We start from the raw sequence: 13,434 nt of genomic DNA, 5'->3' as shown, positions 1-13,434 counted from the left end.
CGATGGCCTCACAACTCGCATTCAAGTCAAGGATCGCCTCCACATCGGCCTTGGAGAAGATCTTCAACGCCCAGGAGATGATAGCCTCCTCGCATATCGCCAAGGCCCGTACCGTGGCCATGGACGCGAAGCCTTACTCCGATGCGATCTTCGACGCGGTCCAGGCCCTGGTGGCCCATACCGATGACATCCGCCACCCCATCGTTCGCAAGAACGAGAAGAACCCACGGGTGGCGGTCCTGGCCCTGACCGCCGATCGTGGCATGGCCGGGGCCTACACCTCATCGGTGATCAGGGAGACCGAGTCCCTTCTGGAACGTCTGGACCAGCAGGGGCGTAAGCCTGAGCTCTTCGTCTATGGACGCCGAGGCATCTCCTATTACAAGTACCGCAACAGGGACATCGCCAGAACCTGGGAGGGTGAAAGCGACCGCCCGGGCGTGGAGGTGGCCAGGGAAATATCGGACGCACTTTTGGAGACCTACATGACCCCGGCCGAAAAGGGCGGGGTTGCCGAGCTCTACATTGTTTTCACCGAGTTCATCAACATGGTGGTCCAAAAGGTCCGTGTCCTGAGAATGCTGCCCTTGGAACTGGTTCGAAACGATGAGGAGGGTCCGGAGCAGGCCGTGGATTCCCCCGTTCCCGGAGAGCAGGACACCGGCGGTGAGCCCGATTCCCACTATGCCGCCCTGTACGACTTCGAACCCAGCCCCCAGAAGGTGCTGGACGCGGTGCTGCCCAAGTACATCCAATCGCGTATCCATGAGTGTCTGCTCACCTCGGCCGCATCGGAGACGGCCAGCAGACAGAATGCCATGCACACTGCGACGGACAACGCCAGAAGCCTGATCGACGATCTGACCAGGAAGCTCAATGCCTCCCGCCAGGCATCGATTACACAGGAACTTACCGAGATCGTCGGCAGTGCCGATGCGCTCAACAAAGAGGAAGAGTAGGAACGCCAATGGTTGCAAAGCAAGCAGAGACGACCACAGCGAGCCACAGGCAGGATTCGGCCTCCAAGGGTCGGGTCACCCGCGTTCAGGGTTCGGTCATCGACATCGAATTCCCCGCGGGTCACCTGCCGGACATCTACAACGCCCTGACCGTGGACCTGAACAAGTCCTCCGATACGGAGGGGGAGTCCCTGACCACGATCATGCTGGAGGTCGAGCAGCACCTGGGTGATTCCACCGTGCGTACGGTGGCCCTGAAGCCCACGGATGGTTTGGTCCGCGGTGCCACGGTCACGGATACGGGAGGTCCCATCGAGGTGCCCGTGGGGGATGTGACCAAGGGGCACGTATTCGACGTGGCCGGAAACATTCTCAACAAGAAGGAGGGGGAGCGGATCGAGGTCAAGGAACGCTGGCCCATCCACCGCAACCCTCCCGCGTTTGATCAGCTGGAGTCCAAGACCCAGATGTTCGAAACGGGCATCAAGGTCATCGACCTTCTGACACCCTACGTCGAGGGTGGCAAGATAGGCCTCTTCGGCGGTGCCGGTGTCGGCAAGACCGTGCTGATCCAGGAAATGATCCAGCGCGTGGCCCAGAACCACGGCGGTGTCTCCGTCTTCGCCGGTGTCGGCGAAAGAACCCGTGAGGGGAACGACCTGATCGGTGAGATGGAGGATGCCGGCGTTCTGGAGAAGACCGCACTGGTCTTCGGACAGATGGACGAGCCCCCGGGGACACGTCTGCGTGTTCCCCTGACCGCCCTGACCATGTCGGAGTACTTCCGTGACGTGGAGAACCAGGATGTGCTGCTCTTCATCGACAACATCTTCAGGTTCACGCAGGCCGGTTCCGAGGTCTCGACCCTTCTGGGCCGTATGCCCTCGGCCGTAGGCTATCAGCCCAATCTGGCGGATGAGATGGGTGCCCTCCAGGAGCGCATCACCTCCACCCGCGGCCACTCGATCACATCACTCCAGGCCATCTATGTGCCTGCGGATGATTACACCGACCCGGCCCCCGCCACCACCTTCGCCCACTTGGACGCCACCACCGAGCTCAGCCGTGACATCGCCTCCAAGGGCATCTACCCGGCCGTGGACCCGCTGGCCTCGACCTCCAGGATCCTTGATCCCCGCTACGTTGGTCAGGCACACTACGACTGCGCCAACCGGGTCAAGGCCATCCTGCAGCGGAACAAGGAGCTCCAGGACATCATCGCCCTGATCGGCATCGACGAGCTGGGCGAGGAGGACAAGACCACCGTAAACCGAGCCCGCAAGATCGAGCAGTTCCTCGGCCAGAACTTCTACGTGGCCGAGAAGTTCACCGGCCGCAAGGGTTCCTATGTGCCAGCGGACGAGACCATCGAGGCCTTCACCCGCATCTGCGACGGCGCCTATGACGACGTGCCCGAGCAGGCCTTCTCCGGTATCGGCGGTATCGATGACCTGGAGAAGAAGTGGCACGACATGCAGAAGGAATACCAGGCATAATGGCAGGAACCGCAAAGACCTCGATGCAGGTCACCATCGTCTCGGCCGCCAAGCCCGTCTGGTCCGGCCAGGCCCGTTCGGTCACCGTGCCCGCCACGATGGGGTCCATGGGCATCATGCCCGACCATGAGCCGGTCCTGGCCCTCCTCAAGGAGGGTGATGTCTCGGTTCAGGCCTTGGACGGAGGAAAGCAGAGCTTCCACGTGGACAATGGCTTCGCCTCCTTTGATACCAACAAGCTGACCGTGGCCGTCGTCCACTACTTGGGCGACGGTCAGGACGGGAATCAGGGCTGACTGTTCGTCAGCCTGTCAGTGTCGGACCCATGCAGACGGTCCCATGGACGGGTTGACCTGTCCGCTGTGATTTGATGAGGGTCTGCCCCCTTGCGGGGCGCGGGCCCTCATCGCGTATTGTGCCGCCCCTGTGCCGGTCCTGCCACGGCCCCTATCAGGTCTATCGACGTCAGACATTGGACTGTGACGGATTGAGGGCATGCGCCAATGCGGTCGGGGTGGCCAGATGCGGACATGCTGATATATTGGCACACGTGCGAATCATTGTTGCCGACTGCTCGGCCGAATACTCCGGACGTCTCAACGCCTCCCTGGGTCCTGCCAGGCGGGTGATCCTGATCAAGGCCGACCTGAGTTGTCTGATTTTCTCCGAACTCGGGTCCTACAAGCCGCTGAACTGGATGAGCGCCCCCTGCACGATTCGTGAAATCGTCCCCGAAGATTCCGGCAGCGACGGCACCGCCGATGCCCTGGACGGGCAGGCCGACCTGGGGAACATGGATGAGGGCCAGGCCGAGTCGGCCGCCCCCGAAGACCTGATCGCCGAGGAACAGGAAGAAGACCCGGCCGGTTCGGTTTGCAAGGTGCTCAGGGTGTCGGCCACCAAGTCCAGCGATGTCCTGACCATTCGGCTCTATCGGGTCTATTCGGACCAGACTTTCGATCTGGGTACCGATCCGGGTCTGGTCAAGGACGGGGTGGAGGCCCACCTGCAGCTCTGCCTGGCCCAGCAGATCGAGCGGATCGGTGAGGGGGCCAAGCTGGTCAGGCGGGAATACCCCACCCCGATCGGCCCTGTCGACATCATGGCCGTCGATGGTGAGGGCAGGCATGTGGCCATCGAAATCAAGAGGCACGGCGGCATCGACGGAGTGGAACAGCTCACCCGTTACTGCAAACTCCTGAACCGTGACCCCCTCCTGGCTCCGGTTCGGGGGATGTTCGCGGCTCAGTCCATAACCCCCCAGGCCCGCACCCTGGCCGAGGATCGTGGGTTCGAGTGCCTGATATTGGACTACGAGGAGATGAAGGGTGTGGAGAGCGACGAGTTGACCCTCTTCTGACAGTGGCCGAGCCCCCCCCCCCCGAGGGGATGAGATGGATGTCACACTTATGTAGTTTCTGCCCTCGAAATGGCTTGATACCACTAGATATAGGGATTGGCTCGGTGACACGCCACTACTGATGGTGTTGTACTTTCATCTCGACGTGTGTAGTGTTCAATCAACAGGTCCGGTTCAGGGCCGGTCGGGATTTCGCGGGAAGGGTATCCTGGCCGACTCTCCGAGTACCGGAGGATTTCGAACCTTAACGCAACGGAGAAGGCGATTATGTCGATTACGGTCTATACCAAGACGCACTGTCCGCAGTGTGATGCCACCAAGCGTCAGTTGACCAAGCAGGGCTTGGACTTCGACCAGGTGGATCTGACCGCGAATCAGGAGCTGGTTGACCAGTTCATCGCCCAGGGCTTCAAGCAGACCCCGATCGTGGTTACCGATGAGTATGCATGGAGCGGGTATCGTCCAGACATGATCAAGAAGGTAGCGGCGGCAGCCAAGGTCTACGCCTGATCATCAGGACGAGGAAGGGCCCGGTTCATGAAAGATGAACCGGGCCCTTTTGTATACCCGTCCTTTTCTCCATCCATCAACGCCAGGCCATGGTCGGCGGTCGTCCGGATAACAGGATATTCGATTTTCATATAACCAGAAGCGCACGGGGAATCTGTTTTCCCCTAGGATGGGCACCAGAGTGCCGGGGCCTGTATTGGAATAAGGCAGAAAACGGGGGCTCGTGCAGGTAGCCGGGACTGGTTGTGGGCAAGGTGTCCCGGCAGTATTCCGTACAGATCGGCACCAAGCAATGAAACCAGGAAGAACGTCATGAGTTCATCGAACACGAGAGAGGCGGCCGTCGTCGGGCAGGTTCCGGCGGGGGTCGGGACGACCGGAGGGGAGGTAGGGGTATGAACTGGTCCTTTATGGCACAGAACGCGCACTTCTTTGTCAACGCCGCCTACGTTACCGTCTTCATCTCCTTCTTCGGCGTGGTCTTCGCCATCCTGATCGGCGTGGTCTGCGCCGCCCTGGAGGTCTCACACGTCCCCATCCTCAGCCCGGTAACCAGGGGTTACATCGAGCTCTCCCGCAATACACCCCTCCTGGTTCAGCTCTATTTCCTCTACTTCGGGCTGCCCAAGCTGGGGATCAGTTGGAGTGCCCAGACCTGTGCCGTCGTCGGTCTGGCCTTTCTGGGGGGCTCCTACATGGCCGAGGCCATGAGGGGCGGGCTCGAAGCCGTGCCCAGGATCCAGCGGGAGTCGGCCAGGGTCCTGGGGTTCTCACCCCGGCAGACCCTGACCCACATCATCCTTCCCCAGGCCCTGAGCAGCGCCATTCCCGGGGTGGTGGCCAATGTGATCTTCCTGGTCAAGGAGTCCTCGGTGGTCTCGGCCATCGCCCTGGCCGATGTCATGTACGTGACCAAGGACCTGATGGGGATTTCCTACGACACCTATGAGTCACTGGCCCTGCTGATCATCACCTATCTGATCATCCTCCTGCCCATATCGGTTATCGGTACCGTCCTGGAACGGAGGTTCGACTATGCACGGCGTTGAGATCCTCCTTCAGCCCGGTGTCTTCCCACGCCTCTTCTCGGGTCTCTGGGTGACCGTGTGGATAGCGGGCATCTCGGTCATCCTCTCGATTCCGGTCGGTCTCCTGGTCGGTTGGCTGATGACCATCCGCAATGGGCTGGTGCGTGCGGTCATGAGGGTCTACCTGGACTTCATCCGGATCATGCCCCAGCTGGCCCTCCTGTTCATCGCTTTCTATGGCTTCGCCCGGGCCTTCGATTGGAATCTGGACGCCACCGGGGCCTGTGTCCTGGTCTTTGTCCTCTGGGGAGGGGCCGAGCTGGGCGACCTGGTCCGGGGGGCACTGGAGTCCATCCCCCGCAGCCAGTACGAGTCGGCCTACGTGCTGGGTCTCGATTCCTGGCAGACCTTCCGGCGGATCATCCTGCCCCAGGCCTTCCGGCGGATGCTCCCGGCCAGCGTCAACCTGGCCACCCGCATCGTCAAGACGACCTCCCTGGCGGCCCTCCTGGGCGTCATCGAGGTGATCAAGGTCGGGCAGCAGATCATCGATGCGAACAGGTTCCTATACCCCCAGGCCACCCTGTGGATATATGGGGTGATCTTCTTCATGTATTTCTTCATCTGCTGGCCCCTCTCCCTGGTGGCGCGGCATCTGGAAAAGAGGTGGGCCCATGACTGATGGGCAGGAAAACCGGCTGGAAGCCGGGCGGGAATCGGCCGGGACCCTGGGCCCGACAGGGTCGGCCCGGTCGATGGAACCATTGCGATCATCCGGAACCACCGACCCGGAGGGGCGGACCGGGGTCGGGCAGAGGTCCGTGCTGGAGGTGGAACACCTGGTCAAGCAGTACCCCGGTGCAGATGTCCCGGTCCTGAACGACATATCCTTCCGGATCCCCAAGGGGAAGGTCTTCGTGGTCCTGGGCCCCTCCGGCTCGGGCAAGTCCACCCTGTTGCGGACCATTGCCGGCCTGGAGCCGATCCAGGGCGGCAGGATCCTCCTGGATGGGCGGACCGTTGAGTCCGGCGATGCCTCCAAGGGGGTCAGGGCACCCAGGGGGAACCGCGTCTCCGGCACCCGCAGCACCGACCTGCGTACCCGGATCGGCATGGTCTTCCAGAGCTATGACCTCTTTCCCAACAAGACCGTCCTGGACAACGTGACCATGGCCCCGGTCCTGGTCCAGAAGCGGTCCAGGGACGAGGCCCGGAAGGAGGCCCTGGAGCTCCTGGACCGGGTGGGGCTCGCGGACCGGAAGGATGCCTGGCCCAACGAGCTTTCGGGAGGCCAGCGACAGCGTGTGGCCATCTGCCGTGCCCTGATCCTCCACCCGGAGATCATGCTCTTCGACGAGGTGACCGCTGCCCTGGATCCCGAGATGGTCCGTGAGGTCCTCCAGGTCATTCTTGAGCTGGCCGACCAGGGGTTGACCATGATGATCGTCACCCATGAGATGGCCTTCGCCAGGGGGATCGCCGATCATATCGTCCTCCTGGACAGGGGGAGCCTTGTCGAGGAATCCGACGATCCCGAGCGCTTCTTCACCGACCCTGCCACGGAGCGGGCCCGGCAGTTCCTCTCCACCTTCACCTACGAGCGCAGGCGTGGAGACGGGGTCGGGGAACAGGCCCATCAGGCGGGTCAGGGAAATGTATAGATTTTTCCGGGGACCAACCCCGGGAGCCGTCCATGAGGGCGGACAACCAATAGGGAAAACAAGGAAAAGAGGGACTATGGCGGCAAAAGTGTTGAGCCGATTGGTTCGGGCGACGGTGGCGGTCGGGGCCTCGATCGTAATGATGGCCTCGGTCGCGGCCTGCGGTCCGTCCGCATCCACGCCCGGCGACGACAGGGGGAGCGAGGGCAGGTCGACGGGAACCTCCCAGTCGGCCCGCTCCCTGGATGCCATCAAGAAGTCGGGCAAGCTCAAGGTTGCCGTCTTCTCCGACAAGGCGCCTTTCGGATATGTGGACAAGGATGGCAAGTACCAGGGGTACGACGTGGTCCTGGCCGAGCGTCTGGCCAAGGATCTGGGTGTCGAACCCGAGTACACCTCGGTGGACCCGGCGGCCCGCGTGGATGTCCTGTCCAGCAACAAGGTGGATGTGACCCTGGCCAATTTCACGGTCACCGACGAGCGGGCCCGGAAGGTGGATTTCGCCAAACCCTACATGAAGGTCTTCCTGGGTGTGGTCTCGCCTGAGTCCGCACCCATCAGGGATGTCAAGGACCTGGAGGGGAAGAACCTGATCATCGCCAAGGGGACGACCGCCGAGCCTTTCTTCGAGAAGAACTACCCCAAGGTGAAGCTCCAGAAGTACGACCAGTACGCCGATGCCTACAGCGCCCTGCAGGACCACCGCGGGGATGCGCTGAGTACCGACAACACCGAGGTCCTGGCCTGGGCCAAGGCCAACAAGGGCTTTACGGTGGGCATCACCAAGCTGGGTGATGAGGCCACCATCGCCCCGGCCGTCCAGAAGGGCAACAAGGCCCTCCTCGATTACATCAACGAGGAGATCGTCAAGCTGGGCAAGGATCAGTTCTTCCACAAGGATTACGAGAAGACCCTGGCCCCGGTCTACGGCGATGCCGCGAACCCCGATGACATCGTCATCGAAGGGGGCGCGGACTGAACCGCGGTTAAGTGGTTATGACCCGGACCGGAGGTCCCACCCCGCATGTCGAAGGGTGGGGCCTCCGGCCTTGTCTGATGCCGGAAACCGGCAGACCCGTCAGTAGGCGGCCAGGATATCGACCACGAAGATCAGGGTGGAGTTGGCGGGGATGCCCGACTTCTCCTGATCGCCATACCCCAGATCAGGGGGCACGATCAGGAGCACCTGGGAGCCGACGGTCTGTCCGGCCAGACCCTGCTGCCAGCCCTTGACGACCTGATCCAGGCTGAAGTCGGCGGCCTTCCCCTTGTCCCAGGATGAATCGAACTGCTTGCCGTTGCTGGCCAGCCAACCCGTGTAGTTGGCACTGACCGTCTGGTGTTCGCCGACCTTGGCACCCTTGCCCTTGATCAGGGTCTGGGAGACCAGCTTGCCGTTCGGCTTGTACTTGTTCAGGTCCACGGAAGGCTTGCCCTTGTCGTCAAGGCTGATCTTGGGCAGGTCGGACGGAATGTCCTTGACCTCGTCACCCTCGGCCCGGGTGAGGTCCCTGGACTTGGAAACGAAGGTGAGGGCCATGATGTAGCTTGAATTCTGGCTGCTCTTCTTGCTGCCCTGCTGGGCGTTGCCGGACTCCTGGTCATTGATGCCGATGGCGATCGTGGTATTGACCTTCTGGCCGAGGAAGGTGTCGTAATACGCAGGGATGGAGGACTTGCTGATGACGATGGAGCAATCCGGCTTGCCCTTGTCCCAGGTGGAGTTGATTTCCTTGCCGGTCGTGTTGTCGAGGGCCACGCTCTGTGTGCACACCCTGTCGCCGTCCTCGATCACGTCCCCATCACCCTCCTGGATGACCTGGTGGGACTGGTTCTTGACCTTGAGGGGGGTGTCAAAGCTGATCTTGGGCTTGGACCCCGGCTTCCCCTTCGCCGAAACCCCGCTCATCGTGTCAGCGGCGGATTTGGGGGTATCGGAGCCTGACGAACAGGAAGCGAGCCCGGCGCAGAGGACCAGAGCGGACATGACGCAGGCGAACTGTCGAACGGTAGTGCGTTTCTTCATGAATGTGGTCATAAGCCCCAAGTCTAGGGCGTAACGGAGATTTTGCCCCTCATAACGAGCCGATTATAAGTCCATCACTGTAGAATGTCGATGTTATGGAGCAAGAAACTGAAGGAACCGAACGTGAACCCCGGCCTGGCAAGCCGTCACGCCGTAGCACGATCATGCGTGGTGTGGTCACGCCGATCTTCGGGCTGTTGGCTGTGACCTGCATCGTTCTGGGCATCATGAACGCCACGGTATGGAAGCCCTCCCCCCATGTCGATGCGCGCGGCAGGGCCAATACGCGGTATGTGGTGACCGATCCGGGAGTGCTCCCCTTGGTAGACAAGCGGGTCAGTGTCGAGGCAACCCCCCTCAAGGCCGGGGCCGGGAGGTCACAGGTCTGTATGGCCCTGACCACGGCTCAGGATGCGGCCGGCTGGACGGCCGGGCAGGACGTGACCCGGATCAAGGGCCTCGATGATTGGGAGACCCTCGATGTCTCGCGGGGTAAGGTCTCGGGCGAACAGGTGAAGGACGGGGCCAAGGCTGTTCCCTTCAAGGATTCGGATATGTGGCGTCAGGTCGAATGTGGTGACTCCTCGGCCAGGATGAGGGTCAAGGTCGACAGGCCCGATCTGGTTGTCCTGGTCGACACCCGGCCCGACCAGAAGGAGTCAAAGACCTCCGCCGCCAAGACCGGCGTGAACCTGCAGCTCTTATGGGAGCGTAGCAATCTGCCTGACTTTGCCATCCCCTTCTACTTTGGTGGCGGTCTCCTGGCCGTTCTGACGGTCCTTTCCGCCACGGTCTTTGCCATGGACCCCGCCAAGCGGCGCAAGAAGCAGGTTGAGCAGGCGGAGGAGCTCGAGCCCGAGGTGAGTGTGGCCCAGGCCTTGGGCAGTGTGGTGGCACCCGGTTTGGGCAGAAGGAAGAGGGGTGCGGGCAGGCATCGCCGCCACGACCGGGATGCCCCTGTCGAGGCTTCGGCGGAATCAACCGGATCTTCAACCGGGACAGAAGGCTTTGTCGGTGGGCAGGAGCCCAAGGTGATCGATCCCCAGGTCAGGAACATGGTGGCCGATCATGAGGTGGCCAGGTCCGGTCCGAATCGTGACGCCGCCCAGGGCCGGAGTGACAACCATGGCACCTGGGAATCGGATCGTGCAGAGGGGCGGGATGCGTCCGTCGGCAACCAGCAGGGGGCCGGCAGGCAGACATCGCCCGTGGTTGTCCCCAGACCGGGTGCCTTGACCTATGCCGCCGCCCGTGGCATGGCCAATGCCAACCATACTGGTTCCGACAATGTCAGCCCTGCCGGTTCCGAAGCGACCGACCTGCCCTGGAATGCGGATGCAGGTCCGGTGGAGACGGCAGAATCGGGCGGGTCGGCTGCCGGTGACCTGGATGTGGATGATGATTCGCAGACCACGGTCATCTCCAAGGAGGAGATGGAATCCTACCTGGCCAGACTGGCCAATGAGGGCGATCTCGCGCAGGATGGTGATGAGCAGTGATGAGCAGGATGCATCGATTCGTAACCAGGCCACTGGTGGTGGTCATATCCCTGGGGCTTCTGTCTTCCTTGGCGGCCTGCCAGGGCCAGGTACCCCAGGTCCAGAAGTCCGGGACCCCGTCTTCGGGCACCGCCACCCGCACCCCCAATCTGACGACCAGGCAGGAGGCGGCGATCCGCAAGGAGATTGGTCAGGTCCTCGACAAGGCCAACGAGTCCAAGGATCCTGCAGGCCTGGATGAGCGGGTCTCCGGACCCCAGTTGCAGATCAGGACCAGCGAGCTGCAGATCGCCAAGGCGACAGGCAGCCTGAATCCCAAGACCATCATCCCCACATCCATCGCCCAGACCGTCATACCTGGGGATCCGGGATGGCCCCGGTCGGTTTTTGCCATCACCACGACCACCGAGGACCAGCAATCCAAGCGTCTCTTGGTCCTCAACCAGGAGTCGGCCCATGAGAACTACAAGCTCTGGGGGGTGGCCCGGCTCTTCCAGGGTGCCCAGCTGCCCAAGTTCCCGGTTGCCACAATCGGTGCCCAGATGGGTTCCCCGACCGACGAGGGGCTCAAGGCCACCCCGGTCGAGGCGGTCCGCCAGTATGCCGACCTCCTGCAGAATTCCGGTTCCAGCCAGTATGCCAAGGATTTCGCCCAGGATGACTTCCGTACCTCCATGGACACCCTGACCCAGGCTGTCCAGAAGGGGATTGAGGCCAACCGCGGGTCCCAGGACCAGACCTTCTCCCCCCAGGATGGTGAGATCCGGGTCATGCACTCCTCAGAGGGGGGAGATCTGGTCGTGGCCCAGATCAATTCGGTCTGGACCAGGCACGCAGGGGAGGGGCGCGAGTCCACCCCGGCATCGGATGCTGAGAAGGCCCTCTTCGGCGACGGGAAGGCAACCAGCACGATGAAGGTCACCTACGTCAACGTCATAGCCCTGTATGTGCCCTCCTCAACCTCCCGGGATCAGATTCGGGCGGTGGGTGCCGAGCGAGAGCCCATCAAGGTGGAGGCGGTCTGAGCCGGCGAGATTGCGGTGGGTGAAAGACCGCCGGACCGACTAGATTGTCTGGAAGAGGTTTCATACGGGTAGGGGTCGAATGGCTCAAGGAGATATGAACATGGCGAGTAATGACAAGCAGGGTCAGCCCGGTGTTTCACTGGCGGGGGCGGTCGATCTGGGTGCCCTCAAGCACCAGGTGGATGCCGAACCGGGTCAGGCCGGAGGGGCGCCGGCGGCCGGCGGGTATGTGATCGACACCACCGAGGCCGGCTTCCAGGCCATGGTGCAGACCTCGACCACCTTCCCCATTCTTCTCCTGCTTTGGGTACCCACCGACGACAGGCTCTTCCCCCTGGCGACCAAGCTCGGCCAGGCGGTCAACGCCCAGGAGGGGAAGATTCAGCTTTCCCGGATCGACATCGCCTCCAATCCGCAGATTGCCCAGACCTTCCAGGTTCAGGGGGCCCCGGCCCTCTTCGCCCTCCTGGCTGGGCGACCCATGCCCATCCTGGAGGGATTGCCCACGGACGAGGAGTTGACGCAGATCACCGATCAGCTCATTCCCCAGGTCATCCAGATGGCTCAGAAGGCCGGCATCACCGGCACCGCCCCCTATCAGGAAACCGGTCAGGATGGGTCATCCACCGATGATCAGGATGCCCAGGCCCAGACTGTACCCCCGTCCCATCAGGAGGCCGACCGACTTGCCCGGGAGGGCGATTATGCCGGGGCTGCTCAGGCCTATGCCAAGGTGATGGAGGCCGACCCAGGTGATGACCTGGCCCGGCGTGAACATGCCAAGGCCCTCCTCATGAGCCGTTCGGCCAGTGCCGATGTCCGCCAGGTGCGGCAGGCCGCGGCCGATGCCCCTGACGACCTGGACGCCCAGCTGGCGGTGGCCGATGTGGACATGCTGGGGGGGCAGATTCAGGATGCCTTTGACCGTCTGCTGGATTTTCTCGGCGGGCATCGTGACCAGATGGAGCCGGTCCGTCAGCGGCTCCTGGAGTATTTCTCGATTCCCGAGCCTGCGGACCCGCGCCTGGTCAACGCCCGTCGGCGGCTGTCCACGATGATGTACTGACGTTTTGTAGCTGTTCAGGAAGATTTCTGCAGGACTGCCGTGGTTACACGCATGGGGTGGGTGGCCATCCGAGCGGTGGCCCCGGTACCGTCTAGTGACCATCTTCAGGCCTTTCGGTCCTGTTGTATCCGAAATTGGTCAGGAAGTGCGGTCCATGCTCGGCAAGCTCCTGGTCGAAGGTATCCTTCCAGTGGCTGAAGGGTCTGTCGGCCAGACCGTCATTGGAGAATCGAGCGTCATCGGTGATTTCCGTCAGACAGAAGTCCGGGATGGTCAGGTCGGTCACCGGCCCGCTCCGCTCCACCTCGGCAACAATCAACGGTGCGTTCTTGTCGCCGAAAGCATCCAGGTTCCACCAGTCCTCGTCCAGCCAGATACCATAACGGTTCTTGACTATGGGGGATCCGCCCCTCAACACGAGCTCCTGGGCTATGCCGACGTCGATGGCGCGTTCAGCCTCATACCTGGTGCCGCCCACGGATGGACCCTTGGCCGTCATCGAAGCCGCGGTGAAACGGTCGCCGCTCTCCAGGAGGGTGTGCAGGGCATCGGTGTGGGCGCTCATGGGCACCCCGTAGTCATTGGCCTGAAGGCGTATTCGGAGGGCATAGTTGTCTTCGTGCACGTAATAGCTCTGCACAATCAGGGTGGGAGTTTCCTCCCTTGTCAACTTTTCAGGCAGCCGTCTGCAAAAGAAACGGCGCTCGAATTCGAAATCCTTGTGTTCCTCATCCAACGGCATTCCTCCATGGTACGTGATGGGACCCGGCTATGCCATGCCCCGTCCCGGTCCGACCGGAAATG

The 13,434-nt window shown here is 62.1% G+C and carries 14 protein-coding genes; 12 read left to right on the top strand and 2 right to left on the bottom strand.

Annotated elements, in window-relative coordinates; all coding sequences use genetic code 11:
• Positions 1–2 precede the first annotated feature (2 nt).
• The 9 genes from Q0K62_RS00270 to Q0K62_RS00230 all read left to right on the top strand — a co-directional run bounded on the left by Q0K62_RS00270 (position 3) and on the right by Q0K62_RS00230 (position 7,993).
• Positions 3–959, top strand: a complete 957-nt coding sequence (locus Q0K62_RS00270; RefSeq protein WP_297315974.1) for a F0F1 ATP synthase subunit gamma — start codon at positions 3–5, stop codon at positions 957–959.
• Between the two features lie 8 nt (positions 960–967).
• Positions 968–2,455: a F0F1 ATP synthase subunit beta gene (gene atpD / locus Q0K62_RS00265; protein WP_297315973.1), complete on the top strand. Its 1,488-nt coding sequence runs from the start codon at positions 968–970 to the stop codon at positions 2,453–2,455.
• Entirely contained in the window at positions 2,455–2,751 is a 297-nt protein-coding gene (locus Q0K62_RS00260) for a F0F1 ATP synthase subunit epsilon (protein WP_297315972.1), read from the top strand. Before atpD ends, Q0K62_RS00260 begins: the two co-directional genes overlap by 1 nt.
• Positions 2,752–3,005: 254 nt before the next feature.
• Entirely contained in the window at positions 3,006–3,815 is an 810-nt protein-coding gene (nucS, locus tag Q0K62_RS00255) for an endonuclease NucS (protein ID WP_297315971.1), read from the top strand.
• Positions 3,816–4,082: 267 nt separating this feature from the next.
• Complete coding sequence (nrdH, locus tag Q0K62_RS00250; protein WP_297315970.1) at positions 4,083–4,325, top strand: glutaredoxin-like protein NrdH; 243 nt, start codon at positions 4,083–4,085, stop codon at positions 4,323–4,325.
• 395 nt (positions 4,326–4,720) lie between these two features.
• Entirely contained in the window at positions 4,721–5,374 is a 654-nt protein-coding gene (locus Q0K62_RS00245; protein ID WP_297315969.1) for an amino acid ABC transporter permease, read from the top strand.
• Positions 5,361–6,035, top strand: coding sequence for an amino acid ABC transporter permease (locus Q0K62_RS00240; protein WP_297315968.1), 675 nt, complete (start codon positions 5,361–5,363; stop codon positions 6,033–6,035). Before Q0K62_RS00245 ends, Q0K62_RS00240 begins: the two co-directional genes overlap by 14 nt.
• Before the next feature lie 73 nt (positions 6,036–6,108).
• Complete coding sequence (locus Q0K62_RS00235) at positions 6,109–7,014, top strand: amino acid ABC transporter ATP-binding protein (protein ID WP_297316040.1); 906 nt, start codon at positions 6,109–6,111, stop codon at positions 7,012–7,014.
• A 76-nt stretch (positions 7,015–7,090) separates the two neighbouring features.
• Positions 7,091–7,993, top strand: coding sequence for a cysteine ABC transporter substrate-binding protein (locus tag Q0K62_RS00230; protein WP_297315967.1), 903 nt, complete (start codon positions 7,091–7,093; stop codon positions 7,991–7,993).
• Positions 7,994–8,092: 99 nt separating this feature from the next.
• Here Q0K62_RS00230 and Q0K62_RS00225 read toward each other — a convergent pair whose 3' ends face one another.
• Positions 8,093–9,040 carry an FKBP-type peptidyl-prolyl cis-trans isomerase gene (locus Q0K62_RS00225; protein ID WP_297315966.1) on the bottom strand — a complete coding sequence of 316 codons (948 nt, stop codon included), beginning with the start codon at positions 9,038–9,040 and terminating at the stop codon, positions 8,093–8,095.
• A gap of 95 nt (positions 9,041–9,135) precedes the next feature.
• On the opposite strand from Q0K62_RS00225, the gene Q0K62_RS00220 reads away from it, so the two are divergent.
• The 3 genes from Q0K62_RS00220 to Q0K62_RS00210 all read left to right on the top strand — a co-directional run bounded on the left by Q0K62_RS00220 (position 9,136) and on the right by Q0K62_RS00210 (position 12,630).
• A complete protein-coding gene (locus tag Q0K62_RS00220; protein WP_297315965.1) occupies positions 9,136–10,539 on the top strand; it encodes a hypothetical protein in 1,404 nt (467 codons plus the stop codon).
• An 8-nt stretch (positions 10,540–10,547) separates the two neighbouring features.
• Positions 10,548–11,564 (top strand): hypothetical protein, encoded by a 1,017-nt coding sequence (locus Q0K62_RS00215; protein ID WP_297316039.1) that lies wholly within the window; start codon positions 10,548–10,550, stop codon positions 11,562–11,564.
• Positions 11,565–11,664: 100 nt separating this feature from the next.
• Positions 11,665–12,630 (top strand): tetratricopeptide repeat protein, encoded by a 966-nt coding sequence (locus tag Q0K62_RS00210; RefSeq protein WP_297315964.1) that lies wholly within the window; start codon positions 11,665–11,667, stop codon positions 12,628–12,630.
• 91 nt (positions 12,631–12,721) lie between these two features.
• Here Q0K62_RS00210 and Q0K62_RS00205 read toward each other — a convergent pair whose 3' ends face one another.
• Positions 12,722–13,372: a hypothetical protein gene (locus tag Q0K62_RS00205; RefSeq protein ID WP_297315963.1), complete on the bottom strand. Its 651-nt coding sequence runs from the start codon at positions 13,370–13,372 to the stop codon at positions 12,722–12,724.
• Positions 13,373–13,434: the final 62 nt, after the last annotated feature.

Origin of the sequence: uncultured Bifidobacterium sp. (assembly GCF_945269915.1) — a bacterium.
Taxonomy (GTDB): domain Bacteria; phylum Actinomycetota; class Actinomycetes; order Actinomycetales; family Bifidobacteriaceae; genus Bombiscardovia; species Bombiscardovia indica.
This window is presented reverse-complemented; position numbering and strand designations above follow the sequence as displayed.